The organism is Paenibacillus sp. sgz302190 (genome assembly GCF_059820445.1).
The window spans coordinates 59955-84836 of the sequence record NZ_JBZYAO010000036.1; the positions used below are offsets into that span (position 1 = coordinate 59955).

25 protein-coding genes and 2 pseudogenes are annotated in these 24882 nt (G+C 53.4%); 26 read left to right on the top strand and 1 reads right to left on the bottom strand.

Translation table 11 applies throughout. The annotated features are described in order from the left end of the window. The first annotated feature begins 84 nt into the window (after window positions 1-84). The 18 genes from AC6RNO_RS28810 (at window position 85) to trmD (ending at window position 17178) form a co-directional block, all read left to right on the top strand. Entirely contained in the window at window positions 85-591 is a 507-nt protein-coding gene (locus AC6RNO_RS28810) for a YceD family protein (RefSeq protein ID WP_497107594.1), read from the top strand. 31 nt (window positions 592-622) lie between these two features. Then, on the top strand, window positions 623-796 hold the full coding sequence (rpmF, locus tag AC6RNO_RS28815; protein ID WP_235121874.1) for a 50S ribosomal protein L32: 174 nt from the start codon (window positions 623-625) through the stop codon (window positions 794-796). A gap of 111 nt (window positions 797-907) precedes the next feature. Continuing rightward, window positions 908-1555, top strand: coding sequence for a transcription factor FapR (gene fapR / locus AC6RNO_RS28820; protein WP_497107595.1), 648 nt, complete (start codon window positions 908-910; stop codon window positions 1553-1555). Then, entirely contained in the window at window positions 1539-2528 is a 990-nt protein-coding gene (gene plsX, locus AC6RNO_RS28825; RefSeq protein WP_474686629.1) for a phosphate acyltransferase PlsX, read from the top strand. The genes fapR and plsX overlap by 17 nt, the downstream gene beginning before the upstream one ends. Window positions 2529-2538: 10 nt before the next feature. Next, window positions 2539-3525 (top strand): beta-ketoacyl-ACP synthase III, encoded by a 987-nt coding sequence (locus tag AC6RNO_RS28830; protein WP_474686630.1) that lies wholly within the window; start codon window positions 2539-2541, stop codon window positions 3523-3525. Between the two features lie 49 nt (window positions 3526-3574). After that, window positions 3575-4513 carry an ACP S-malonyltransferase gene (fabD, locus tag AC6RNO_RS28835; protein WP_497107596.1) on the top strand — a complete coding sequence of 313 codons (939 nt, stop codon included), beginning with the start codon at window positions 3575-3577 and terminating at the stop codon, window positions 4511-4513. A 48-nt stretch (window positions 4514-4561) separates the two neighbouring features. Then, window positions 4562-5302 (top strand): 3-oxoacyl-[acyl-carrier-protein] reductase, encoded by a 741-nt coding sequence (gene fabG / locus AC6RNO_RS28840; protein WP_497107597.1) that lies wholly within the window; start codon window positions 4562-4564, stop codon window positions 5300-5302. Window positions 5303-5386: 84 nt separating this feature from the next. Beyond that, window positions 5387-5620, top strand: a complete 234-nt coding sequence (acpP, locus tag AC6RNO_RS28845; protein ID WP_235121879.1) for an acyl carrier protein — start codon at window positions 5387-5389, stop codon at window positions 5618-5620. 90 nt (window positions 5621-5710) lie between these two features. Beyond that, window positions 5711-6946, top strand: coding sequence for a beta-ketoacyl-ACP synthase II (fabF, locus tag AC6RNO_RS28850; protein ID WP_474686633.1), 1236 nt, complete (start codon window positions 5711-5713; stop codon window positions 6944-6946). Window positions 6947-7007: 61 nt separating this feature from the next. Continuing rightward, window positions 7008-7709, top strand: a complete 702-nt coding sequence (gene rnc, locus AC6RNO_RS28855) for a ribonuclease III (protein ID WP_488437900.1) — start codon at window positions 7008-7010, stop codon at window positions 7707-7709. A 963-nt stretch (window positions 7710-8672) separates the two neighbouring features. After that, window positions 8673-12245 carry a chromosome segregation protein SMC gene (gene smc / locus AC6RNO_RS28860; RefSeq protein ID WP_497107598.1) on the top strand — a complete coding sequence of 1191 codons (3573 nt, stop codon included), beginning with the start codon at window positions 8673-8675 and terminating at the stop codon, window positions 12243-12245. A gap of 37 nt (window positions 12246-12282) precedes the next feature. After that, window positions 12283-13278 (top strand): signal recognition particle-docking protein FtsY, encoded by a 996-nt coding sequence (gene ftsY / locus AC6RNO_RS28865; RefSeq protein WP_497107599.1) that lies wholly within the window; start codon window positions 12283-12285, stop codon window positions 13276-13278. Between the two features lie 178 nt (window positions 13279-13456). Next, complete coding sequence (locus tag AC6RNO_RS28870; protein WP_497107605.1) at window positions 13457-13792, top strand: putative DNA-binding protein; 336 nt, start codon at window positions 13457-13459, stop codon at window positions 13790-13792. A 22-nt stretch (window positions 13793-13814) separates the two neighbouring features. Then, window positions 13815-15179, top strand: coding sequence for a signal recognition particle protein (gene ffh, locus AC6RNO_RS28875; RefSeq protein WP_474687247.1), 1365 nt, complete (start codon window positions 13815-13817; stop codon window positions 15177-15179). A 44-nt stretch (window positions 15180-15223) separates the two neighbouring features. Next, window positions 15224-15496: a 30S ribosomal protein S16 gene (gene rpsP, locus AC6RNO_RS28880; RefSeq protein WP_474687245.1), complete on the top strand. Its 273-nt coding sequence runs from the start codon at window positions 15224-15226 to the stop codon at window positions 15494-15496. 25 nt (window positions 15497-15521) lie between these two features. After that, a complete protein-coding gene (locus AC6RNO_RS28885) occupies window positions 15522-15752 on the top strand; it encodes a KH domain-containing protein (protein ID WP_474687243.1) in 231 nt (76 codons plus the stop codon). A 137-nt stretch (window positions 15753-15889) separates the two neighbouring features. Continuing rightward, complete coding sequence (gene rimM / locus AC6RNO_RS28890; protein WP_488438603.1) at window positions 15890-16405, top strand: ribosome maturation factor RimM; 516 nt, start codon at window positions 15890-15892, stop codon at window positions 16403-16405. After that, complete coding sequence (trmD, locus tag AC6RNO_RS28895; RefSeq protein WP_474687240.1) at window positions 16402-17178, top strand: tRNA (guanosine(37)-N1)-methyltransferase TrmD; 777 nt, start codon at window positions 16402-16404, stop codon at window positions 17176-17178. Before rimM ends, trmD begins: the two co-directional genes overlap by 4 nt. Before the next feature lie 164 nt (window positions 17179-17342). Here trmD and AC6RNO_RS28900 read toward each other — a convergent pair whose 3' ends face one another. Further along, window positions 17343-17750, bottom strand: a complete 408-nt coding sequence (locus AC6RNO_RS28900) for a hypothetical protein (protein WP_488438605.1) — start codon at window positions 17748-17750, stop codon at window positions 17343-17345. A 418-nt stretch (window positions 17751-18168) separates the two neighbouring features. Between AC6RNO_RS28900 and rplS the strand changes: the two genes are divergently transcribed. From rplS to AC6RNO_RS28940, 8 genes and pseudogenes are all read left to right on the top strand, one after another. Beyond that, on the top strand, window positions 18169-18510 hold the full coding sequence (gene rplS / locus AC6RNO_RS28905; protein ID WP_379306380.1) for a 50S ribosomal protein L19: 342 nt from the start codon (window positions 18169-18171) through the stop codon (window positions 18508-18510). An 85-nt stretch (window positions 18511-18595) separates the two neighbouring features. Next, window positions 18596-19207, top strand: coding sequence for a signal peptidase I (gene lepB / locus AC6RNO_RS28910; RefSeq protein ID WP_497107600.1), 612 nt, complete (start codon window positions 18596-18598; stop codon window positions 19205-19207). A 9-nt stretch (window positions 19208-19216) separates the two neighbouring features. Further along, window positions 19217-20086: a ribosome biogenesis GTPase YlqF gene (gene ylqF / locus AC6RNO_RS28915; RefSeq protein ID WP_474687237.1), complete on the top strand. Its 870-nt coding sequence runs from the start codon at window positions 19217-19219 to the stop codon at window positions 20084-20086. A gap of 151 nt (window positions 20087-20237) precedes the next feature. After that, window positions 20238-21581 (top strand): annotated as a pseudogene (locus tag AC6RNO_RS28920) (spore germination protein). Further along, window positions 21578-22639 (top strand): GerAB/ArcD/ProY family transporter, encoded by a 1062-nt coding sequence (locus AC6RNO_RS28925; RefSeq protein WP_497107601.1) that lies wholly within the window; start codon window positions 21578-21580, stop codon window positions 22637-22639. Before AC6RNO_RS28920 ends, AC6RNO_RS28925 begins: the two are co-directional and overlap by 4 nt. Window positions 22640-22710: 71 nt before the next feature. After that, a pseudogene (locus tag AC6RNO_RS28930) lies at window positions 22711-23184 on the top strand (Ger(x)C family spore germination protein); the annotation flags it as partial. Window positions 23185-23420: 236 nt separating this feature from the next. Further along, complete coding sequence (rnhB, locus tag AC6RNO_RS28935; RefSeq protein WP_497107602.1) at window positions 23421-24053, top strand: ribonuclease HII; 633 nt, start codon at window positions 23421-23423, stop codon at window positions 24051-24053. Between the two features lie 104 nt (window positions 24054-24157). Then, on the top strand, window positions 24158-24882 hold a 725-nt coding region (locus AC6RNO_RS28940; RefSeq protein ID WP_497107603.1), incomplete at its 3' end, for a TP0910 N-terminal domain-containing protein.

Below are 24882 nucleotides of genomic sequence, written 5' to 3' on the forward strand. Positions count from 1 at the left end.
CCCGCAAAGAAATTGTGCGCCGATTAGTTGACAAATGACGAATATACTGGATATAATAATCTTTGTTTGTTTGGGGTGATAATCATGCAGATTTACTTGAAAGATCTTGCTCTCAAAGGACAACCGGTTCATTTAACGGAAGATATGAATCTGGCCGCGGCTTTTCAAGGCCGGCAAGATATCCTTCGCTACAGTCCCGTGCATGTCGATCTTCATGCAGTGCATGAAGGAGGGGCGGCTAAAGTTAACGGTACGTTAACGATGGATTTGGAGTTAAGCTGTTCACGATGCTTATCGCACGTCAAGCAAACAATCGAGCTTCCTTTCCGGGAAGTTTTCACGCAGAAGCTGGATGAAGACGCCAACGACAACGAGGATATTCATCTGGTAACTGAAGATAAAATCGATTTGGAGCCTTACGTGGTCGAAAATGTAGTGGTCGGTTTACCTTACATACCACTTTGTGACGAAGCGTGTAAAGGTCTCTGCCCCGTGTGCGGAGGGAACCGCAATCTGCACGATTGCGGCTGCAAGCAGGACACAACAGATCCAAGGCTTGCAGGTCTCGCGGACTTTTTCAACAAAGAATAGCGGAATGAAATTCTCTTAAGGAGGTGGGAATATGGCAGTACCTCAAAGAAGAACGTCCAAAACTCGTCGCGATAAGCGCCGTACTCACTTTAAATTGGAAGTTCCAGGAATGGTAAAATGCGACCAATGCGGAGAGCTCAAGCTGGCGCACCGCGTTTGCAAAACTTGTGGTTCTTACAAAGGAAGAGAGATCGTAAAAGCATAAGCAAGCCAATATAGTACTTCATCTTCGTGTGAGGTGCTATTTTTTTTGCTTTCTTTTTGTTCTTAAATTTAATATACTACAATTTAGTATCTGGTAATAAGATGAGCTATAATGCAACTCTCAAATGATAAGGTGGTGCTCGTCATCGAACGCCTTCCTAAACGGCAAAGGCAGCAACAGCTGCTGCAAGAGATCGAAGCGAACCCTTTTATGACCGACGAAGAGCTGATGCGCAAATTTCAGGTCAGCATTCAGACCGTCCGATTGGACCGGTTGGAGCTGGGCATTCCCGAACTGCGGGAACGGATGAAGCACATGGCCGTAAAGACGTACGATCAGGTGCGTTCGCTGTCTCTGGACGAAGTCATTGGCGAAGTTATCGATATTCAGCTGGATCAAAGCGGTATCTCGATATTTGAAATTAAAGAGGAACACATTTTTTCCAGAACGAAAATTGCCAGGGGGCATCATATTTTTTCCCAAGCCAACTCGCTTGCGGTTGCCGTCATCAACGATCCGATCGCGCTGACCGCATCGGCGGACATCCGGTTTATCCGCCCGGTTAAGCTTGGGGAGAAATGTATCGCGAAAGCGTATGTCAGATCGGTTTCCAGAGGGAAGGCCCGGGTCGAAGTCATTTCCTACGTAGGGGAAGAGGCCGTATTTCAGGGCAATTTTGTCATCTTTCATTCGAAAAAAGAACAGCCTAACAATCAAGCATCTCAAGAGGAGGACAAGCTGCATGCGGATAGCGATTGACGCCATGGGCGGCGACAATGCCCCCAAGGACGTAGTGGAAGGTGCGCTGGAAGCGGCAAAAGAATGGAGTGACGCAGAAATCATTCTGGTCGGCAATACCGCAGCCATAGAAGCGTTTTTGCAAGAGAAGCCGGCCAACGTAACGATCAGGCACGCGGAGGAAATCATCGAAGCGGACGACGAGCCCGTAAAGGCGGTGCGGCGGAAAAAGGATTCCTCCATGGTCGTAGCCGGACGGATGGTCCGGGAAAAAGAAGCGGATGCGATGATATCCGCAGGCAATACAGGGGCGCTCATGACGACAGGGCTGCTCATCATCGGCAGAATTGCCGGAATCGAGCGCCCGGCGCTTGCCCCGATGATTCCGACCATTAACGGCAAAGGCCTGCTGGCACTCGATCTCGGCGCCAATATGGACGCTACGGCCGAGCATTTGTCCCAATACGCCATCATGGGCAGCATTTACCGCAACAAGGTCCATGGCATTGCGAAACCGCGGGTCGGGCTGCTCAATGTCGGCACGGAAGCGATGAAAGGCAACGAGTTGACGAAAGCGGCCTATCCGCTGCTGGAGCAGGCCCCGATTCATTTTGTCGGCAACGTGGAGTCGCGCGACGTGCTCAGGGCCGAATGCGACGTGCTGGTCTGCGACGGCTTCGCCGGCAATATTATGCTGAAGTCGCTGGAAGGCGCCGCATCGGTATTTTTCTCGGTGCTGAGGACGGAATTTACGCGGACGTGGTATTCCAAGCTGGCGGCGGCTATTTTAAAACCCGGCATTATGAAATTCAGAAAGCAATTCGATTATAAAGAGCACGGCGCCGGCCCGCTGCTCGGCATCCAGGGCTTGGTGCTCAAATGCCACGGCTCGTCCGACGCCAATGCGATCAAAAATGCGGTCCGCCAGGCGAGAGTGGCGCTGCAAAACGATCTGGTAGGGGCCATATCAACGGAAATCAGTCACGGGAAGTGAGAGGAACGACATGAATTTAATACCGGTTGGAGTGCTCGGCGCGGGGAAATATGTGCCGGATCGGATATTGACGAATCAAGAGCTGGAGACGATGGTCGAAACGAACGATGAATGGATTGTCACCAGAACGGGAATCCGCGAGAGAAGAATCGCCGATGCCGCACAAGCTACGTCCGATCTGGCGTACGAGGCTTCGCTCATCGCCCTGAACAATGCGGGCATTACCCCCGACCAGCTCGATTTAATTATCGTGGCGACGATTACGCCGGACATGGCGTTTCCTTCGACCGCCTGCGTGCTGCAGGAACGGCTCCGCGCTAAAAAAGCGGCGGCATTCGATCTGTCCGCCGCATGTTCGGGCTTTATATACGGATTGGCGAATGCGTCCAATTTCATCGCCACAGGCGCGTACAAATATGCGCTCATCATCGGAGCGGACTGCCTGTCGAGAATTACGGATTATACGGACCGCAATACGTGCATCTTGTTCGGCGACGGAGCCGGGGCGGTCGTGATCGGCGAAGTGCCGGAGGGAAGAGGCTTCAAATCGTTCGAATTGGGAGCCGACGGTTCCGGAGGCGAGCTTCTGAAAATCGCCGGAGGCGGATCGCGGCGCCCGGCTTCCAAGGAGTCGCTGGACGAGCGTCTGCATTACATTTACATGGCCGGCGCGGAAGTGTTTAAATTTGCCGTGCGGATTATGGGCAACGCCGCCGACGAAGCGCTGCGCAAAGCGGGATGGGACAAGAGCGACATCGATCTGCTCGTGCCGCATCAGGCGAACATGCGCATCATCCAGTCTTCGCTGAGCAAGCTTGAACTCAGCGAAGACAAATGTATGATCAACCTGGACAAATACGGCAATATGTCGGCCGCCTCCATTCCGGTGGCGCTCGCGGAAGCCGCGGAGCAGGGCAGAGCAAAAGAAGGAGACCGCCTGATCCTCGTCGGCTTCGGCGGAGGTTTGACCTGGGGCGCATCCGCGCTGGTCTGGTAGAAGGTTTGGCATTGGGCCGATATTGATTGAGAGCGAGGAACCTTTTTATATGGGTAAAATAGCGTTTGTTTTTCCGGGACAAGGCTCTCAAACCGTGGGCATGGGCAGCGATTTGTATCAGAACCATGCGGCCGCGAAGACATATTTTGACCGGGCGGACGAAGCGCTTGGCTTCAAGCTATCGGACCTGATTTTTCAAGGGCCGGAGCAGGAACTGAAGATCACGTACCACACGCAGCCTGCGCTGCTGACGACAAGCATCGCTTGTCTGGAAGCGTTCAAGGCTGCGGGCGTGAACCCCGACTATGTCGCAGGACATAGTCTCGGCGAATACAGCGCGCTCGTCGCCGCAGGCGTGCTCGCGTTCGAAGACGCGGTCCGCACCGTGCGGGCCCGCGGCGAGTTCATGGAGCAGGCCGTCCCCGGCGGCCTGGGCGCAATGGCGGCCGTGCTGGGAGCCGAGCGCGAAGCGCTGGCGGAGCTGTGCACGGCCATCAGCGGCGGCGGCTCCGTCGTGGAGCTCGCCAATGTGAACTGCCCGGGACAGATCGTCGTCTCGGGCAGTAGGGAAGGCGTCGCCGCGGTCGCGGAGCGCGGCAAGGAAGCCGGCGCGAAGCGCGTCATACCGCTCGAGGTGAGCGGGCCCTTCCACTCTTCGCTCATGAAGCCGGCGTCCGAGCGCCTCGCCGAGATGCTCGCGCGCGTGCCGATGAGCAAAGCGGCCGTGCCTGTCGTGGCCAACGTCACGGCGCGGCCGGCCGTGCAGCCCGATGAAATCCGCGGGCTGCTCGCAGAGCAGGTATACTCCCCGGTTCTATGGGAGGATACGGTCCAATATCTGATCGGCCAAGGCGTCGATACGTTCATTGAGCTCGGCTCGGGGACAGTGCTCGCCGGACTGATCAAGAAGGTGGACCGCAGCGTGAAAGCCGTATCGATCGGCAGCCTGGAAGCGCTGGAGAAATATGTGCAGGAAGTTCACGTGTAAGCGGAAAGTCAAGTTCATGCGTCAGAACGAAGGAGGTCAGCATTACATATGCTAACGGGTAAAGTTGCGCTTGTTACGGGCGCTTCAAGAGGGATCGGCCGTGCGATCGCTCTGCATTTGGCCGAATCGGGCGCAGATGTGGCCGTCAATTATGCCGGCAGCGAGCAGGCGGCGCAGGAAGTCGTTGCCTTGATCGAAGCGATGGGGCGCAAAGCCGTCAAGCTTCGCGCCGATGTGAGCGGCAGCCAGGAAGCCGAGGATTTGATCAAGCAAACGCTGGAGGCTTTTGGCAAAATCGACATCCTGGTGAATAATGCCGGGATAACGAGAGACAATTTAATCATGAGAATGAAGGAAGAAGAATTCGATCAGGTTATCGCTACCAATCTCAAAGGCGTCTTCAACTGCATCAAGGCAGTGACGCGCCCGATGATGAAGCAGCGTTCCGGTCGGATCATCAATATATCTTCCGTAGTTGGCGTGCTCGGCAATCCGGGGCAAGCTAACTATGCGGCGGCCAAAGCGGGAGTCATCGGCCTCACCAAAGCGACGGCGAGAGAGCTTTCCTCCCGCGGCATTACCGTCAACGCGGTGGCGCCGGGCTTTATCGAGACCGATATGACCGACAAGCTGTCCGCCGAGCTGCGCGAGAGCATGCTCGCGCAAATCCCGCTGGCGCGTCTGGGGCAGCCGGAAGAAATCGCCAAAGCCGTGCGCTTCCTGGCTTCCGACGACGCTTCCTACATGACGGGCCAAACCCTGCATGTGGACGGCGGCATGTACATGTAAGACAGGCCCCCACGGAAACTGCAAAATTGCCTACTGGCAATCTGTCCAAGTTTCTCGTATAATACCAAGGAGGAGGTGAACCGGATGTCCGACGTATTGGATCGTGTGAAACGAATTGTAGTCGATCGTCTAGGGGTAGATGAGGCTGAAGTCACCCTCGAAGCATCTTTCAAAGAAGATTTAGGTGCTGATTCTCTCGATGTAGTAGAATTGGTAATGGAACTAGAAGATGAATTCGATTTGGAAATTTCCGACGAAGATGCCGAGAAGATTACTACTGTAGGAGAAGTTGTGAATTACATAAAATCTCATACGTAAAATCTTACAAGTCCCGTTTTCTTAGCAAGACGGGACTTCTCTCCATCTTCACTAACAAACAATGCTTTCTTATATAGAGGTGGTAGTGCAATGAACAGAGTCGTTATTACTGGTATGGGCGTAGTTACGGCCCTTGGTCAAGATTTGGAAACGTTTTGGGCGAATTTGACGTCGGGCAAGTCCGGAGTGAGCATGATCGAAAATTTCGATGTAAGCGAATACTCTACCCGCATCGCTGCCGAGGTCAAAGACTTTGATATCGAGCAGTATGTGGATCGCAAAGAAGCCCGCCGCATGGACCGTTTCGTGCAGTTTGCCGTTGCGGGTTCGATCAACGCGCTTAAAGACGCTAACCTGAACGTGAAAGAAGATACCGACCCCGAACGCGTGGGAGTCTCCGTAGGCTCGGGAATCGGCGGTTTGAACACTTGGGAAGAGCAGCACCGCACTTTGCTTGAAAAAGGTCCGAAACGCGTCAGCCCGTTCTTTATTCCGATGATGATCGCGAATATGGCCTCCGGCCAAATCTCGATGATCACCGGCGCCAAAGGACCGAACAGCACGGCCGTTACGGCTTGTGCAACGGGCACGCACTCGATCGGCGACTCCTTTAAAATGATTCAGCGCGGCGACGCGGACGTGATGATCTGCGGCGGCGCCGAAGCGACCATTACGCCGATCGGCGTAGCCGGTTTCTGCGCGCTGCGCGCCATGTCGACACGCAACGAGGAGCCGCAAAAGGCGAGCCGTCCGTTCGATACGGATCGTGACGGGTTCGTGATGGGCGAAGGCGCAGGCGTTCTTATCATCGAATCGCTGGAGCACGCGCAAAAGCGCGGAGCGCGCATCTATGCGGAAGTGATCGGATACGGCATGAGCGGGGACGCTTACCATATGACCGATCCGGATCCGGACGGAGCCGCCCGCTGCATGGCCAAAGCGATCAAAGATGCGGGCATCGCGCCGGAAGCGATCTCCTACATCAATGCGCACGGAACTTCGACGCCGGTAGGCGACAAATCCGAAACGACCGCAATTAAAAAAGCGCTCGGCGAGCACGCATACAAAGTGGCCGTCAGCTCGACCAAATCGATGACAGGCCATCTGCTCGGGGCTGCGGGCGGCGTAGAAGCCGTTATATGCGGCTTGACGATCGCGAATAACACGATTGCGCCGACGATCAATATCGACAATCAAGACCCGGAATGCGACCTTGACTATGTGCCGAACGTAGCCCGGACAACGAAAGTGGACATCGCGATGTCGAATTCGTTTGGCTTCGGGGGACACAATGCGACGATCATTCTGAAAAGGTTTGAAGCATAAATTGCCTTCCTGCGAAGAAAGATAATGCACATATCATTCTCTCTGGGCGGTGAACAAAGCAATGAACCGGGATGTTAAAGAACTGCAAAATCGAATCGGCATCACGTTTCGGAGGCCGGAGCTGTTGAGGCAGGCTTTCACGCATTCTTCGTACGTCAACGAGCACCGGATCGCCGGACATAAGGATAACGAGCGCCTGGAGTTTTTGGGAGATGCCGTTCTGGAACTGACTGTTTCGGAATTTTTATACGATACATATCCGGGACGTTCGGAAGGCGAGTTGACGAAGCTGCGGGCTTCGATCGTATGCGAGCCTTCGCTCGTCACGTTTGCCGAGAATCTCGACTTCGGCGCCTTCGTCCTGCTGGGCAAAGGGGAGGAGCTGACCGGCGGCCGATCCCGCCCGGCGCTGCTCGCCGACGTGTTCGAGTCTTTCATCGGGGCTTTGTACCTGGATCAAGGGCTTGACAGCGTGAAAAACTTCCTCAAGAAGCACGTTTTTGCCAAAATATCGAATGTCGGCAAATTGCTGGTCATCGACTACAAAACGCAGCTTCAAGAGCATACCCAGCACCATAACCTGGGCTCTCTGGAATACCGGATCGTAGATGAGCGCGGACCAGCGCACGAGCGGGAATTCATCGCAGAGGTGTATATGGACGAGGAACTGCTCGGCACGGGAGCCGGCCGTTCCAAGAAAGAGGCCGAACAGCAAGCCGCTTCCGGTGCGCTGTCCAAGCTGAACGTAGCGGTTGAGCGGTAACGATAATCGAATGATCAAGGAAAAAGAGGCGGCTGCGGCTGCCTTTTATTTATGAAAAAGAACTTTTTGGGGTGATCGGGGGGAGACAGGGGGGAGACCCCTCCTTTTTGCCGACGCCGGCCGAAGAGGAACAGACGCGCTCTCCCGGCGCGGGTTGTGGCGCTGCGCCGCGGAGTAGTGCTGCGTGTGGTCGACCGACCGCCGTGATGCGGTGCAGCACCGCGCGCTGGGCAGCGGTGCAGTAGCCGCATGAGGTCGACTTACCCGCCGTGATGCGGCGCAACACCGCGCGCTGGGCGGCAGGACAGTGGCCGCATGAGATCGACCGACCGCCGTCATGCGGCGCAACACCGCGCGCTGGGCAGCGGTGCAGTGGCCGCATGAGGTTGACCTACCCGCCGTCATGCGGCGCAACACCGCGCGCTGGGCGGGTGGGGTCAGTGGCCGCAAGTGGTCGACTGACTGCTGTCAAGCAGCGCAACACCGCGCAGTGCGTGTTGCGAAAAAGGCCCGGCAGTCCGAGCCTGGCCGAACCGGCAAAAACCTGCGAAAATGCAGTTTTTTTCCGCCAAAAGGGTTCATTTTAGAGAAAAGCCTGCGATTGTGCAGGAATTTCCGATNAAAACCTGCGAAAATGCAGTTTTTTTCCGCCAAAAGGGTTCATTTTAGAGAAAAGCCTGCGATTGTGCAGGAATTTCCGATTGAAAATGCCCCTAAGCTCCGAAGTTCGATGAAAAGCCTGCACTTTTGCAGGAATTCTTCGTTGCCAGCGTATCAACGAGCAAAAAGATGTATTTTTGCAGGCTTTTTCCGACCGCCCGGCCAGTCAGCCGATACTATCGGCCCGGTTGTGAGGGGTCGCCCATTTTTGAGAGATATCCAAAGTGATTTATCTCATTAATGGGCGACGTTGATCTCTTATTTTCATAAGGGATATGGTACAATAAGGCATGAGGTGAGACCATGTTTTTAAAACGGATTGAATTATCCGGGTTCAAATCATTCGCAGACAGGACGGAGCTGGAATTCGTCCGCGGAATTACCGCGGTGGTAGGGCCGAACGGCAGCGGGAAAAGCAACATTTCCGACGGTATCCGCTGGGTTCTTGGCGAGCAGAGCGCGAAGTCTTTGCGCGGCGGCAAGATGGAGGACGTCATCTTTGCAGGCAGCGATGCGCGGCGGGCGGTCAATTACGGCGAAGTGTCGCTGACCCTGGATAACGGTTCGCAGTCTTTGCCGCTCGATTTCAGCGAAGTGACGGTTACAAGACGGGTTCACCGCAGCGGGGAAAGCGAATATTTGATCAACAAGCAGCCGTGCCGTCTGAAGGACATTACCGAGCTGTTCATGGATACGGGAATCGGCAAGGAAGCGTATTCGATTATCGGACAAGGCCGGATTGAAGAAATTTTGAGTACGAAATCGGAAGATCGCCGCGGTATTTTTGAAGAGGCCTCGGGGATTGTCAAATATAAATCGCGCAAACGCGAAGCCGAGAAGAAGCTGAACGATACGGAGCAAAACTTGCTGCGCATACACGATCTCGTGTCCGAGCTGGAGGATCAGATTGAGCCGCTGCGCGAGCAGTCGGAGAAGGCGATCCGCTACAAGGAGCTGCGCGAGCAATTGAAAAGCAGCGAAATCTCGATGTACGTGCACCAGATCGATCAAATTTATGTATCGTGGAACGAAGCGAAGCAAAAGCTGCAAAAGCTGCAAGCGGAAGAGACGGAGCTGTCCACGGTCGTCAATCAGCATGACGCGAAGCTGGAAAAGCACCGCTGGGAAACGCGCCGGCTGGAGGAAGAGCTGGAGAAGCTTCAGGAAAGCCTGCTCGTGCTGAGCGAAGAGTTTGAGAAATGCGAAGGCCACGGCGAGGTGCTGAAGGAGCGGAAAAGGAACTTTGCCGCTAACCGCGCGCAGCTTACCGGCACCATCGCGCTGCAGGAACAGCGGAAAGCGGACAAGGAAGCGGAGCTGGCCGAGCAGCGGGAGAAGATTATCGCGATCGGCGCACAGCTTTTTGAGTTTCAGGCGAAGCTTTCCGCGGAAGAGGAGCGCCTGCTGGGCGTGAATGGGGGGATCAGTTCGGCTCCCGAGGATCAGCTGAAGGGCGAGCTGCTCGAAACGCTCAACCGGATGGCGCAGGCCCGCAATGAGATCCGTTATGCCGAGCAGCAGACGGAAAGTCTCGGCCGCCGGCTGGAAAGGCTTTACGAAGAAGGGCAAAAATGGGCGGACCAGCGGGAGAAAATTGCGCTTCGCAAGCAGGAGCTTGCAGCGAAGCTGGAACAAACCGTCCGGGAAATCGATGAGGTTCGGAGCCGCTATGCCAGCTTGACGCAAAATTTGAAGAGCAAGCAAGGCCTGCTCGACGAAGCGCAGGGCATGCTGCGCAAATGGGAGCAGAAGCTCGATGCGCTTACTTCCCGGCGCGATACGATGAAGGAGATGGCGAACGACTACGACGGCTTCATGCAGGGCGTCAAAGAAGTGCTCAAGGCCAAAAACCGCAAAGACCTGCGCGGGATCCGCGGCGCAGTCGCCGAGCTGGTGAAAGTGCCGGCCGACGTGGAAATCGCGATCGAGACCGCCTTCGGGGGAGCGCTGCAAAACATCGTCGTCGAAACGGAAGAGAACGGGCGGGAAGCGATTGCTTTCCTGAAGCGGCGCCAAATGGGCCGTGCGACGTTCCTTCCGATGAATGTCATCCGCGGGCGTTCTATTCCGGAGAGCGAGATGGGCGCCTTGAAATCGGCCAAAGGCTTTGTCGGACTGGCCGTCAATCTGGTCGAATTTGATCCTATATATCAAAATATTTTTTCCAGCTTGCTGGGAAATGTTATCGTAGCCCAAAGCCTTGAAGATGCGAACCATATCGCCGCCAAAGGGCAGTACCGCTACCGCGTCGTCACGCTGGAAGGCGATATTGTCAATCCGGGTGGTTCGATGACGGGGGGGAGTTTGCAAAAGAAAACGACCAACCTGCTTGGCCGCCAGCGGCAAATCGAAGAGCTGGATCAGGAGATCCGCACTTCCGAAAGCCAGCTTGCTGCGCTTCGCGACAAGACGAGCGTAATGAAGCGGGAAATTACGGACGATATGATGAATATGGAACAGCTGCGCCAAACGGGCGAACAACTGCGGATTGCCGAGCAGCAAATGCTGGCCGAGCTGAACCCTCTGGAGGCGGAGAGCCGCACGGTGGAAGAGCAGCTTTCGCACGGCAGCCAGGACCGGGATACGCTGCTGGCGGAGCAGGCCGACTTTACGCGGAAGAAAACGGAAGCGGAGCAGGCGCTCGCCGAATTGCAGCAGGAAGAAGCATCGCTGCATCAGGCGATTCGCGATGCGGAAATTACGCGCAAAGCGAGCGAATCGCAAAAGGAGGAGCTGCAGACGCAGCTTACCGATTTGAAGGTGAAAGTCGCTTCGATTTCGCAGGAAAAGCAGTCGCTTCAGGACCAGCAGAGGCGCTTGCAGCAGGACCTTGCCGGTGCCGTCCAGGAGATGGCGACTAACAGGCAGCTGCTTGAGCAGTTGGAAGGCGAGATCGTGGCCCTGGATCGGGAAACCGTGCTGCAAATCGAGCTGCTCAACGATCTGAAGCTGCGGAAGCAGCAGTGCGCGGAGCAGATTGATTTCAAACGCGCCGAACGGGCGGACTGGCTCCAGAAGCTGGAGCAGGAGGAGAACGAAACCCGTACGCAGCGCGCGCAGCTGAAGCAGGTGGAAGAGCAGCTGCGCCAGACGGAAGTGCGGGTAAACCGCCTGGACGTAGAGCTTGAGAACTTGCTCAAGAAGCTGGCCGAAGAATACGAGCTGAGCTACGAGTTGGCCAAAGAGCGCTATCCGGTTCCCGAGGACGTGATCGGCACCCAAAGCAAGGTGCGCGAGCTGAAGCGGGAAATTGCCGCGCTGGGCGATGTCAACCTCGGCGCCATTGAGGAATTTGCCCGCGTTTCGGAACGCTACGATTTTCTGAACGGGCAAAAAAACGATCTGATCGAAGCGAAAACTACGCTGTACCAGGTGATCCGCGAAATGGATCAGGAGATGTCCAAACGGTTCAAAACGACGTTTGACGAGATTCGCTCGCATTTTGTCGTTGTGTTCGCCAAGCTGTTCGGCGGCGGCCGCGCGGACCTGATTTTGTCGGAGCCGGACAATCTGCTCGATACAGGCATCGAAATCGTGGCCCAGCCGCCGGGCAAAAAGCTGCAAAACCTTCAGCTTCTCTCCGGCGGGGAGCGGGCGCTAACGGCGATTGCGCTGCTGTTCTCGATCATACGCGTCAAGCCAGTGCCTTTCTGCGTGCTCGATGAGGTCGAAGCGGCGCTCGACGAAGCGAATGTGTCCCGTTTTGCCGAATATTTGCGTGAATTTTCCGAAATGACGCAGTTTATCGTCGTTACGCACCGCAAAGGGACGATGGAAGAAGCTGACGTGCTGTACGGCGTGACGATGCAGGAAGGCGGCGTATCCAAGCTTGTCTCCGTCCGTCTGGAAGACGACGAGCCGGCCTTTTCGGCTTAAGTGAATATATAGATCAAGTGGGGAGCCAGGTGAGATCATGAGTTTTTTCAAACGTTTAAAAGAGAGCATTTCCAGCAAAGCGGAAGCGGTGACGAACAAGTTCAAGGAAGGTCTGTCGAAGACGAGAGACGCTTTTGTCGAGCGGGTAGACGATTTGTTCAGCCGCCGGAAAAAAATCGACGAAGAGTTTTATGAGGAGCTTGAAGAAATATTGATCGGCGCCGATGTCGGCGTCAATACCGTGCTCAAGCTGATCGACGAACTCCGCACCGAGGTGAAAAAGCGCAAAATCGAAGATCCGAGCGAGCTGCAGCCGATTTTGTCGGAAAAATTGATCGAGCTGCTGAAAGGCGACTCGGGAACGGGGTTGGACCTGAATCCGAACGGGCTGTCGGTCATTTTGTTCGTCGGTGTGAACGGCGTCGGCAAGACGACGACGATCGGCAAAATGGCGCACATGTTCAAATCCCAGGGGAAAAAGGTGCTGATGGCCGCCGGCGATACGTTCCGCGCGGGGGCGATCGAACAGCTCGAAACGTGGGGACAGCGCGTCGGCGTTGACGTGATCAAGCAGCAATCCGGCGCCGATCCGGCCGCGGTTATGTACGATGCCGTGCAGGCGGCGAAGACCCGCGGCGTCGATATTTTGCTGTGCGATACGGCCGGACGCTTGCAAAATAAAGTGAATCTGATGGAAGAGCTGAACAAAATTTATCGCGTTATTCAGCGGGAAATTCCGGATGCCCCGCACGAAGTCATTCTCGTGCTGGATGCGACGACAGGCCAGAACGCGCTGAGCCAGGCGAAGCTGTTCGGCGACAAGACCGGCTTGACCGGGCTTGTGCTTTCCAAGCTCGACGGCACGGCCAAAGGCGGCATCGTCGTCGCGATCAGGCAGGAGCTGTCGCTGCCGGTGAAGTTTGTCGGACTCGGAGAAAAGATGGACGATCTGCAGCCTTTCGATTCGGAGCAGTTCGTGCATGCGCTGTTCGGCAAATGGATAAACGAGCGGAAGGAAGAAGTGGAAAGCTGACGATCGGAAGCAAATCCTTCGCTGGGCCGTAACGGCCTGCGGGGGATTTTTGCTGTGCTGCAGCCTGACAAGGTAAAATGCTTGACATTGGTTTCGGAATTGAGTATGATAGGTTCTGCAAGTTGCTGCTGTCAAGTATTCGACCTTTACGGAGGTGTTGCAAGTGCCCGTGGATCAAATGCTGGAGAAGACGAACCGAATCAATCTGCTGTTTGATTTTTACGAGCCCTTGCTGACGGAGAAGCAGCGAACGTTTCTCAAGCTTTATTTTCATGACGACTACTCGCTCGGAGAGATCGCCGAGAATTTCGACATTAGCCGCCAGGCGGTTTATGAGCATATTAAACGGGCGGAGCAGACGCTTGTCGATTACGAAGACAAGCTCAAGCTGCTGCATAAGCATGAACAGCGTACGAAGCTGCGCGACGAGCTTGCGCAATTGCTGAACGAGTGCGAGCCCGAGCTGAAGAGGAAAACAAGCTCGCTTTTTGATACAATGATCGGTATGGATTGAATAGAAGCAGGAGGTGAAGCGCGTGGCATTTGAAGGATTGGCAAACCGGCTGCAGAATGTGTTCGGCAAGTTGAGAAGCAAAGGCAAGCTATCGGAAGAAGATGTGGGCGAAGCGCTTCGCGAAGTAAGACTGGCGCTGCTGGAAGCGGACGTCAACTTTAAAGTGGTCAAAGACTTCATCGCCAAGGTGAAGGAACAGGCGGTCGGCCAGGAAGTGATGAAATCTTTCACGCCGGGCATGGTTGTCATCGATATCGTGAACAAAGAGCTGACCGCGCTCATGGGCGGCACGCAGAGCAAATTGGCCCGCTCGAACAGACCTCCGACGGTCATTATGATGGCCGGTCTGCAAGGCGCCGGTAAAACGACTTCCTCGGGCAAGCTGGCCAAACTGCTGCAAAAGCAAAATCACAGGCCGCTGCTCGTAGCGTGCGATATTTACCGCCCGGCGGCAATCAAGCAGCTTGAAGTGCTCGGCGAGCAGCTCCAAGTTCCCGTGTTCGCCATGGGCGACAAGGTGAGCCCCGTCGAGATTGCCAAAGCGGGCCTGCAGCATGCCAAGGATAACGGCAACGATTATGTGATTATCGATACGGCCGGACGCTTACATATCGACGAGAACTTGATGGACGAGCTGAAGAATGTGCGTGCAGCCGTGCAGCCGGACGAAATTCTTCTCGTCGTCGATGCGATGACCGGTCAGGATGCCGTCAATGTGGCGGAAAGCTTTCACCAGCAGTTGGAGCTGACCGGTGTCGTGCTGACGAAACTGGACGGCGATACGCGCGGCGGTGCGGCGCTATCGGTTAAAGCGGTGACCGGCTGTCCGATCAAGTTCGCCGCGATGGGCGAGAAGATGGACGCGCTGGAGCCGTTCTTCCCGGACCGGATGGCCTCGCGGATTCTCGGCATGGGCGACATGCTGACGCTGATCGAGAAGGCGCAGGCCGGCATCGACATGGAGAAGGCGAAAGAGATGGAGCGCAAAATGCGCAACGCCGAATTCACCTTCGACGATTTTCTCGATCAGATGGAGCAGGTCAAGAAGCTCGGTCCGCTTGATCAGATTTTGGAGATGCTGCCAGGGGCGGGCAAGATCAAGGGGATGAAAGATCTCAAGGTCGACGACAAGCAGATGGCCCGGATCGAGGCGATTGTGAAATCGATGACCAAGGATGAGAAGAGCAAGCCGGAACTGCTGAATGCGAACCGCCGCAAGCGGATCGCTTTGGGGAGCGGCAACTCGATCCAGGAGGTCAACCGGTTCATCAAGCAGTTTGAGGACATGCGCAAAATGATGAAGCAGTTTTCCGGCATGATGGGGCCGAAAGGGGCCAAAAGCCTGAAAAAGCTGGGCAAGGGGAAAGGCTTTAAGTTCCCGTTTTGATACAGAGAAGTTTTGAGATTACTTTGAGTAGGAGGTGATTTTTCATGGCAGTACGTATTCGTCTGAAACGTATGGGTGCTCACAAAGCTCCTTTTTACCGTGTGGTGGTATCGGATTCCCGTTCCCCTCGTGACGGTCGTTTTATCGAGGAAATCGGTATCTACAATCCGGTAGCTCAACCTGCGGTTGTGACTATTGATGAAGAGAAAGCGCTGAAATGGCTTCAAACAGGAGCTCAGCCTTCCGATACGGTTCGCAGTCTGTTCAGCAAAGCAGGTCTGATGACTAAATTTCACGAGCTGAGACAACAGAAGTAATCTGTAGCTTTCGGAGGGTGGGTTCATGAAGGATCTTATCACTGTTATTGCTAAGGCTCTTGTTGATCATCCGGAAGAAGTGCGTGTCAGCGTGGTGGAGAAGGAAGACAAGATCGAGTACCGGTTGTCCGTTCATCCCGACGATGTCGGCAAAGTGATCGGCAAGCAGGGCAAGATTGCCAAGTCGCTCCGCACCGTTGTCACATCGGCAGCTGTGAAAGAAAGCAAACGTGTAGCTGTAGAAATCGTATCATAAGAAACAGGGTTAGGAGATTGGTTCCTAACCTTTTTCTTGTATTGTAATGCACCCCGCGCTGAGCGTCCTGAGCCCGATTTCAAAGGTTCGGTTCGATGCTTCCGGGGATCAACTTTTGGAGGTTGGAACATACAGGTATGAGTGAAAAACTGTTTACCGTAGGCAAAATCGTCAATACCCACGGCATTCGCGGCGAATTGAAAATTGTGTCCGAGACCGATTTTCCGGAGCGTTTTGACAAAGGCAGCGCCCTGATTATCGTAGATTCCCAAAATAAGCAAACGCCGGTGACGGTGCAATCGTCCCGCTTACATAAAAACATGTACATTGTGCAGTTCGCGCAATTTGCGAACATCAATGAAGTCGAGAAATTTAAAGGTTCGCTTTTGAAAGTCGAAGAAAAGTATCAGCAGCCTTTGGAAGAAGGCGAGTACTATTATCACCAAATTATCGGATGCAAGGTCGTGACGGAAGAGGGAGAAGAGCTGGGGGCGATTTCGGAAGTGCTGACGCCCGGCGCAAACGATGTCTGGGTCGTTGCTTTGCCCAAAGGAAGGCAACTGCTTCTTCCGGTTATTGATGAAGTTATCCTGAACGTGGATGTGCCGAATAAGACGATTCGGATTCATTTGATGGAAGGGCTGCTGGAATGAGAATCGACGTATTGACGCTGTTTCCCGAGATGTTTCAAGGCGTATTCTCGTCCAGCATATTGGGAAAAGCCCGCGATAAAGGCATTGTTTCATTGAACACAGTCAATTTTCGCGAGTATTCGAACAATAAGCATAACACTGTCGATGATACGCCTTACGGCGGCGGCGGCGGAATGGTGCTGAAGCCGGAGCCGATCTTTGCTGCAGTTGAGGATCTGGCAGCCCGCCGTGATAGCGATCGCGAAGATCGGCAGGGCGAGGAGGCGGCGAAGCCAAGAGTGATTCTGATGTGCCCGCAGGGGGCGCCATTCACGCAAAAGAAAGCGGAGGAGCTGTCAGGTGAAGGACATCTTGTTTTCATTTGCGGGCATTATGAAGGATATGATGAGCGGATCAGGCAGTACTTGGTGACGGACGAGCTCTCCATAGGCGATTATGTGCTGACAGGCGGCGAACTGCCGGCAATGGTCGTTATAGACAGCGTAGTCAGGCTTCTCCCCGGCGTGCTCGGCAATGAAATGTCTGCGGTGACCGACTCCTTCAGCACGGGACTTCTCGAATATCCGCATTACACCAGGCCCGCCAAGTTCCGGGAGTGGGAAGTGCCCGACATTCTGCTATCCGGTCATCACGAGAATGTGGACCGCTGGCGCAGAAAACAGTCGCTGCTGCGCACGCTGGAGCGGCGCCCGGATTTGCTGGAAGGCCGGGAGCTTTCCAAGGAAGAACGGGTGTGGGCGGAAGAATGGAACCGGGAACAAGAGCAAAAGTAGCCGGCGGAACGCCCACCAAGCATCGTCGGAGTCCGAAGCCGAGGGGGGTAAGCGTAAGCCGCGTCTCTGGCACACTCCAGGGCTGCCCACGGCTTTGCCGATCAAAAAGAAGAGGCTGACCGTTCGGCTGCTAAAAGCCGCTCGCGGGACAGCCTCGATTGCTATTAGTCCGTTACATCCAGCCAGTTTTCGGCATAACAGCTGGATGAACTTACACATTCCACATACAGTTGGAAACCGCCTGTAGTGGTGTTGAATTCGCCTCCAAAGCCGGATTCGCCCGATCTTATATCATTGATGTAATCGTAATACGGGATTAAAGTGCCGCTTGCAAGCACGTTTCCGATACCGTCATAAAGAATGTAATTGATATCGCTTTCATATTGGTGATAAAACCCGCCGTTAGCTACACTGACCTGAGCATGCGAACCCGGGATGAAATTGGTTTGATAGTACAGTTTGTCGAGTCGCGAATTTAACTCAAAATACTTGTACCCTGCGGCGTTGACGGGCAATGCGGCTAAACATACCGATGCAGCGATTGAAAGTGCGGCAAATACCTTTTTCTTCATGAATGATCATCCTTTCATAAATGAAATGATTAGCTTGACGCCTGTTATTTCGCATCCCTTTCTTCGGATATGAACGCAACTCCATGTTAGCATGCTGGATTTTGGAAAAATATAGGTGTAATCGACCTTCGTTTGGCCGAGCAGCTAGCGTTCCGTTCTATCGTTGAGATACGGTTATTTTCATCATTTGTGGTCAACACTAGCATGTACATATGTCCGCAAGCTTTGCTGCTTTATTTGAACCCCCGATAATAAAGCTCAGTAAAGCGGGCAATCATCTAAAAAAATCTTGTCAAACCATATAGTATTATGATAAGATATTACCTGTTTGAATCTGGTGGTCCTCTACGCATAGCAACTGAGAATGAAAACATTGGACGAGCGGCATGAACACCTGTGTGGAAGGAGGGAGTCAACTATGAATCTGATCCAAGAGATTACGAAGGAGCAACTCCGTACGGATATTCCTAATTTCCGTCCAGGAGACACACTGAAAGTACACGTAAAAGTTATCGAGGGTTCGCGTGAGCGTATTCAGCTGTTCGAAGGTGTTGTTATTAAACGCCGCGGCGGCGGAATCAGCGAAACGTTTACCGTTCGCAAAATTTCTTACGGTGTAGGTGTGGAAAGAACGTTCCCATTCCATTCTCCGAAGATTGACAAGATTGAAGTGGCTCGCCGTGGTAAAGTTCGTCGCGCGAAACTTTATTATCTGCGTGGTCTTCGCGGTAAAGCAGCGAGAATTAAAGAAATTCGATAAGACACCGGGGGGGCTTGTTCAGGCAAGTCTCCCTTTCGTTTTCTCGGACACTTACATACCCAAAACTGAAATGAGGCACACAGTAATGGAACAGAGAGACCAAGAAAAGCCCTACATAGAGCAGCAGGCGGCGCCGGCTGAAACCAAATCGGCCAAAAACGAAGCTTGGGAATGGATCAAAGCGCTGGCGATTGCCGGCGTGCTGGTCATTGTTATTCGTTGGTTTTTATTTTCCCCCTTTATCGTCGACGGGGACTCGATGCGTCCGAACTTTTTGACGGGTGAAAGGCTGATTGTGAACAAGCTCATTTATGACATTCGTGCGCCGAAACGCGGCGAAGTTATCGTTTTCCACGCTCCGGAAGGCAAAGATTACATTAAGCGCGTTATTGCGCTGCCGGGGGAAACCGTCAAGGTTGAGGGCGACAAAGTGTACATTAACGGCCAAGAAATCGATCAGCCTTATTTGAAAGAGGCGATAGCGCAGGCGCAAAAAGAAGGGCGTTTGTACAATCACTTGTCGAACTTCTCCGAGCAAAAAGTGCCGGATAACGAGTTGTTCGCCATGGGCGACAACCGTTCCAACAGCAAAGACAGCCGCGACCCGTCCGTAGGCTTTGTTCCGTTCGAAAAAGTGGTAGGCCGTGCGGAGGTCATCTTCTGGCCGCTAAACAAAATCAGCTTTATACATTTTTGAGGTGACATTATGACCATACAATGGTTTCCCGGCCATATGACCAAGGCCCGAAGGCAAATCGAGGATAAGCTCAAGCTGATCGATGTCGTCATCGAGCTTTTGGACGCCCGCATTCCGCTCTCCAGCCGGAACCCGATGGTGGATGAAATATTGAAAGGCAAGCCAAGAATGGTGCTGCTGAACAAGCAGGACTTGGCGGACCCGCAGGCAACGGCGGAGTGGGTTCGCTATTTTGCCGATCAGGGCTTGAAAGCATTGCCGATTGATGCGGCAACCGGCACGCAGGTCAATCAAATTTTACCGCGGGCCAAAGAATTGTGGGCGCATAAAATCGAAGCGCAGCTCCGCAAAGGCATTAACCCGCGGGCCGTGCGCGCGCTAATCGTAGGCATTCCCAATGTAGGCAAATCGACGCTGATCAATCAACTGGCCGGTAAAAAGATCGCGGCGACCGGAGACAAGCCCGGCGTCACGAAAGGGCAGCAATGGATCAAAGTCGGCACGGAAATGGATCTCCTCGATACTCCGGGGATATTATGGCCAAAGTTCGAAGATCAAATGGTCGGATTGAGGCTGGCTGCAACCGGAGCGATCAAAGAGGAACTGCTGCATATGGATGAGATCGCTTTTTTCGTCATCAAATATATGGTGAAGCACTACGGGAACGCCCTGCAGGAACGTTTCGGAATTTCCGAACTGCCGGACGATCTGGATGACCCGAATGAGGTCGTTAAGGTGATGGAAGCGGTCGGACGTAAGCGCGGAGCAATCGTGAGCGGCGGGAAAGTGGATCTGGACAAAGCATCTCTGATCATTATCCGGGATCTTCGGGCCGGCAAGCTCGGGCGCATCAGCCTGGAAAAGCCGGAGGAAGTGTAGACAAACATAACGCGATAAAAAAATATTTGCAAAAAGAGGCAGCAATCCCTGGCCGCAGGGGGCGTTGTCTCTTTTCTTTTTGCCGTTCCTGTTTGCGCCGTCTCGCATACTAACCTGGAAAAATTCACAATATAAAGGCGAGGTGGGAGATATGAATACGACGAGCAGGTTCGAAAAACAAGCCTATATTCAGCAGCAATTTGAAAACAATGCCGATTTTGTGTTTGCAGAAGCTGTGCTGTTCAACACAAGCCTACACGTCTGTTATTTAGAGACGCTGGTCAATTATGAAAACACGATCGACTTGTTACGGGTCGGTTTGCCCGATATGGAAATGGCCGACGATCCGATGGAGCAAATCGCGCGCTCCCATTTGTCCAGAGTGGACGTTACTTTGGCAGAGCTCGTCGAGTCCGTGCTGCTCGGCATGCTGGTCATATTTCCTCAGGTCGGATATGAGAATATACTGGTCAATACGACCCCCGATCGAACGGGCCGAAACATTACGGCAGCCGAGACGGAAAATCCGATTCAGTCGGCGCTCGACGCTTTTACGGAAAATATGAATATCAATATAAGTCTGATCCGGACAAAAATGAGAACCAAAGAACTGACCGTCCGTACGTTCACCCTGGGGGCTTCGATTCCGCGACAAGTGGCGGTGCTGTACTTGGAAGACCGGGCCGATCCGAATGTCGTCAATCTAATAAGCGAGTACTTGCATGAGAACAGGAAAATGGGCGTGGCCGATGTGCAAGGATTGCTGAAAGCGCTCAAGTAGCCCAGTTTCAGCATTGTGCCCACTTACTTGACTTCCGAGCTTCCATCGACGACCAAGTACAATCTGATGGATGGCCGAGTCGTTATTTTCCTCGATCAATTTCCGTTCTCCATCGCGTTTCCGTCGATCATATCGGATTTTTGGGTAGTGAAGACAGATCAGGATCAGCCCCGTCTTTTTATGTATTTATACCGGATGATTCGCGTTATCAGTCTGATCGTAGCTATTTCTATGCCCGGTCTCTATATCGTCCTCAACGCCGTCAATCCCGAACTGCTGCGCATTCAGCTGGCGGTATCGATCACCAACTCGCGGGAAGGCGTTCCTTACCCGGTTCTGGTCGAATTGATGCTGATGCTGTTTGTCATGGAAATGGTTATCGAGGCCAGCGTCCGCCTGCCCAGAAGCATCGGCCCGACCATTACGATGATCGGCGGGATCATCCTCGGACAAGCGGTCGTGCAGGCGAGATTGGTCAGCTATTTTCTAGTTATTATCGTAGCGGCTTCAACGATAGCCCATTTTACGATGGGCACTTATATGAACACGGTTTCCATACGTATATATAAGTATGTCGTCATTGCACTCAGCGCGCTCTACGGAATACTTGGCCTTATGTCCGCTCTCGTATTGTTTTGCTTTTATTTAGGGGGCGTTTCGGCGTTTGGAGTTCCCTATTTGAGTCTGACAACAAAAAGAGGTAAATCGGAATGAACAAGTATCTGGCGTTAACTTTATTTTTCATTGTCCATATATCGATGTATTTCTATGTATACCCGGTAAAAATTATCGAGGCCGCGCCAAAAGGGCAATGGGAACCGGTCGCTGCCGGTTTTCTTGTGGAATTGCTGTTTATGTGCATGTACCTCAAGGGACTGTCGGCTTATCCGGGTCAAGATATTGTGGATATTTGCAGAGGCGTTTCAGGGAAATGGATGACGCGGGTCATTCTGTTTCCTTTTATCGTCTTTTTGTTCGTAAGCTTCAATTTAATTCACCGCTACGAGTTTGAGTCGGTCAGCGCGCTGCTGCTTCCGAAAACCCCGATGGTCTTCATTTTACTGCTGTATGCGATTCCGTTTTATGCCGGGTGGAAAGGTATCGAGGCCGTTTCAAGGGGGGCGGTGACGCTGTTCATTTGCGTGCTCCCGTTAATTTTGTTTTCGCTGATCAGCGGCTATAATAATTTCGATTTCAACAACATTTATCCTCTGCTGGATACACGGATGACTTTTGTTCGCCGGCCCGAATTTTATGCGAGTCTTTTCGCTCATGCGGGCTTTTTGTTTCTGGGATTCGTCCAATTGAAGCAGAAGCTGCTTTTGCGCCATGTAGTTGCTGTGCTGGGCATTCTTTTTATATTCGGAATCGCTTCCGTTTACTTGCCTATGCTCATTTTCGGACAGGAATCGATCGTCTATTTTCGTTACCCGAACGTGCTGACTTCGGATACGGTAGATAACGAGTGGGTTGTATTCGACTGGCTGCCTACTTTTTTTGTCATATCGATGATTGCGGTTTCTATGGCGGAAGGTGCGCTTTCCTTATGGATGCTGAGCAGGCTGGTGCAAAAATTGTTCATGCCCGAACGCCGGGGATTGGCGGTGATCATGCTGGGCGTGCTGTCGTATGGTTTCAGCGTGGTAATTTCCAACATCGACCGGTTGGAGCTCCTGGTGTCCTGGAATACGCTGTTTTGCCTGTACAGTATCGGCATTATCCCGCTGATCGTGTGGATGATGAGTTTGCGGCATAGGAGGAGTCCCGCTTGATCCCACGTTCATGCATTAGCGCGGCGCTGCTTTTGAGCTTCATGGGAGCGATCCTTACCGGCTGCTGGGATATGAAAGATATTAACAAAAGGCTCATGCCTGTTGTCATGGGAATTTGCAAGGAAAAGGAGCAAAATTACAGAATCATTTTGCAAGTTCCGAGCCCGGAGAAGAAAGGTTCGCAATACCTGGAAAGCAGCTCGGCAACGATCAACAAAGCGGTCGACAACATCCGTACCAAGGCTGAAAAAGGCATCGATTTACTGCATATCCGGCTGTTTTTAATTTGCGAGAAAACGGCGCAGAAAGATATCGGTGATATTATCGATTACGCCGTGCAGGCCAACGATATTTCGATCAAAGGATTGCTGGGCATCGTCAGGGGAGACTTCGATAAAGTGATTCACCACCATATCCAAGCTAACCCCGAGCTTTCGTCGTACGATTATTTCAGCGAACAGGCCGGCTGGACGCCGAATAATACGATACTGCGCTTATGGGAAGCATACCGGGACATCAATTCCTATACCGAAGATATGGCCATTCCGATTCTGAGCAAGGGTACCGACACGCTGTATAACTTTGAAGGCAGCGCCATCATGCGGAAAGATCGGATCGTAGGGGATAGCCGCCTGTTCAGGCGCTGTCTTTTTGTGCAAATATGGAGCGAAATCGTAGGCGGAAGCCGTGGGGATGGATGGAAACATGTGGCTCTATTAATTTTTGTGCCGGTCTCTTCCGATATGCTTTATAATGGAGGGATGGAAAGGAGCTGTGGCCAGTGCTGGAACATGAGAAGCAGCTGTGGGACCAGGGGTATGCCCGAATCGCCGGAATCGATGAAGTCGGCCGAGGGTGCCTGTTCGGAGATGTCGTTGCGGCGGCGGTTATTTTGCCGGCCGGATATGTGCTGGAAGAAGTGGATGATTCCAAGAAGCTGTCCGAGAAGAAGCGGGACGCTTTGTATGAGAGAATTATGGAGGAAGCTGTTGCGGTCGGCGTCGGCGTCGTCAGCGTATCAGTCATAGAGGAAATCAATATCAAGCAGGCCGCCAGACTTGCCATGAAGCAAGCGGTTGAACGGCTGTCCGTCAAACCGGACTTTTTGCTGGTCGATGCGGAAAAGGTGGACATCGATTCGCCGCAGCTGGCCATTATTCATGGAGATGCGCTCAGCCAGTCCATCGCGGCGGCTTCCGTCATAGCGAAAGTAACGCGGGACCGGATGTGCGCAGATTGGGACAAGGAGTATCCCGAATACGGAATTGCCGTACATAAAGGCTATGCGACGAAGCATCACAGGGAAATGCTGCTGCGTTACGGGCCTGCGCCGCTTCACCGCAAATTATTTATCCGCAAAGTAATGGCGCAGGCCGAGCAGCAATCGGAGCAGATGGAATTGGAATTATTTTAATCGATTTTTAAAGAAAATAAGGCTTCGGGCCGATATTATACATAAGAGTCTGATAGGCGAACTCAGTAGAAGGCAAAGGATTTATATGGCATGAGGTGATCGGAATGAATATCAGCGGACTGATCCGCAGTCTTGTCGGTGATTTACAGGCGTCGGATTCGAAAGTGTTGGAGCTGAAGGTGGGACAAATCGTTAAAGGCGTCGTGCTGCAGCTGCTGAGCGAGCAGGATGCTTTGCTTAATATCGGCGGCGTACAAGTGCGCGCGAAGCTGGAGACGCCTCTGAAGCAAGGCGACGTCACGATGCTGCAAGTTCAGCCGGAATCGAGCGGTGGGCAAATTTTGCTAAAACCGCTCACATCGTCGGTTGTGCAAATTACCGACGAATCGATGAATGAATTGCTGAAAAATTTTTCATTGAAAGACAATGCCGCGAACCGGCAAATGGTACAGCAAATTCAGCAGGAAGGCGTCCCTTTAACGAAAGAAACGGTGCGCTCTTTTGCTTCGCTGCTGAGCCAGGTTCCCGAGAACGTCGGCAAAGAAGAGTGGACGCAGGCGGCGGTTCTGGCCTACAAGCGCGGACTTCCCCTTACGCAGGAAACGGTCGCCGCCCTGCGGCAGGTTATTTCGGGGCCGCCCGCGGGACAAGTGCTGGAGCGGCTCATACAGCAGGCGGAAACGCTGCTTCAGGAGCAGCCGGCGCACTCGTCGGCCGATACCTTGAAGCAGGTGGTATCGCTGCTCAAGGAGCTGAGCGGCTCAGCCGCAGCTCCGTGGACCGCGCGGCCGCCTCAGCCTGCGGCGGCCGCGGCTGCGCCGATGCCTGC

Bases quoted from the DNA above. Each gene is read 5' to 3' on its own strand.
- AC6RNO_RS28830 (WP_474686630.1), top strand. From the start codon at position 2,539: ATGAATTTAATACCGGTTGGAGTGCTCGGCGCGGGGAAATATGTGCCG.
- acpP (WP_235121879.1), top strand. From the start codon at position 5,387: ATGTCCGACGTATTGGATCGTGTGAAACGAATTGTAGTCGATCGTCTA.
- AC6RNO_RS28900 (WP_488438605.1), bottom strand. From the start codon at position 17,750: ATGAAGAAAAAGGTATTTGCCGCACTTTCAATCGCTGCATCGGTATGT.
- AC6RNO_RS28870 (WP_497107605.1), top strand. From the start codon at position 13,457: ATGCTGGAGAAGACGAACCGAATCAATCTGCTGTTTGATTTTTACGAG.
- fapR (WP_497107595.1), top strand. From the start codon at position 908: ATGCAACTCTCAAATGATAAGGTGGTGCTCGTCATCGAACGCCTTCCT.
- fabD (WP_497107596.1), top strand. From the start codon at position 3,575: ATGGGTAAAATAGCGTTTGTTTTTCCGGGACAAGGCTCTCAAACCGTG.
- ftsY (WP_497107599.1), top strand. From the start codon at position 12,283: ATGAGTTTTTTCAAACGTTTAAAAGAGAGCATTTCCAGCAAAGCGGAA.
- ylqF (WP_474687237.1), top strand. From the start codon at position 19,217: ATGACCATACAATGGTTTCCCGGCCATATGACCAAGGCCCGAAGGCAA.
- trmD (WP_474687240.1), top strand. From the start codon at position 16,402: ATGAGAATCGACGTATTGACGCTGTTTCCCGAGATGTTTCAAGGCGTA.
- smc (WP_497107598.1), top strand. From the start codon at position 8,673: ATGTTTTTAAAACGGATTGAATTATCCGGGTTCAAATCATTCGCAGAC.
- AC6RNO_RS28810 (WP_497107594.1), top strand. From the start codon at position 85: ATGCAGATTTACTTGAAAGATCTTGCTCTCAAAGGACAACCGGTTCAT.
- lepB (WP_497107600.1), top strand. From the start codon at position 18,596: ATGGAACAGAGAGACCAAGAAAAGCCCTACATAGAGCAGCAGGCGGCG.
- rpsP (WP_474687245.1), top strand. From the start codon at position 15,224: ATGGCAGTACGTATTCGTCTGAAACGTATGGGTGCTCACAAAGCTCCT.
- rnc (WP_488437900.1), top strand. From the start codon at position 7,008: ATGAACCGGGATGTTAAAGAACTGCAAAATCGAATCGGCATCACGTTT.
- fabF (WP_474686633.1), top strand. From the start codon at position 5,711: ATGAACAGAGTCGTTATTACTGGTATGGGCGTAGTTACGGCCCTTGGT.
- AC6RNO_RS28925 (WP_497107601.1), top strand. From the start codon at position 21,578: ATGAACAAGTATCTGGCGTTAACTTTATTTTTCATTGTCCATATATCG.
- rplS (WP_379306380.1), top strand. From the start codon at position 18,169: ATGAATCTGATCCAAGAGATTACGAAGGAGCAACTCCGTACGGATATT.
- fabG (WP_497107597.1), top strand. From the start codon at position 4,562: ATGCTAACGGGTAAAGTTGCGCTTGTTACGGGCGCTTCAAGAGGGATC.
- rimM (WP_488438603.1), top strand. From the start codon at position 15,890: ATGAGTGAAAAACTGTTTACCGTAGGCAAAATCGTCAATACCCACGGC.
- AC6RNO_RS28885 (WP_474687243.1), top strand. From the start codon at position 15,522: ATGAAGGATCTTATCACTGTTATTGCTAAGGCTCTTGTTGATCATCCG.
- rpmF (WP_235121874.1), top strand. From the start codon at position 623: ATGGCAGTACCTCAAAGAAGAACGTCCAAAACTCGTCGCGATAAGCGC.
- plsX (WP_474686629.1), top strand. From the start codon at position 1,539: ATGCGGATAGCGATTGACGCCATGGGCGGCGACAATGCCCCCAAGGAC.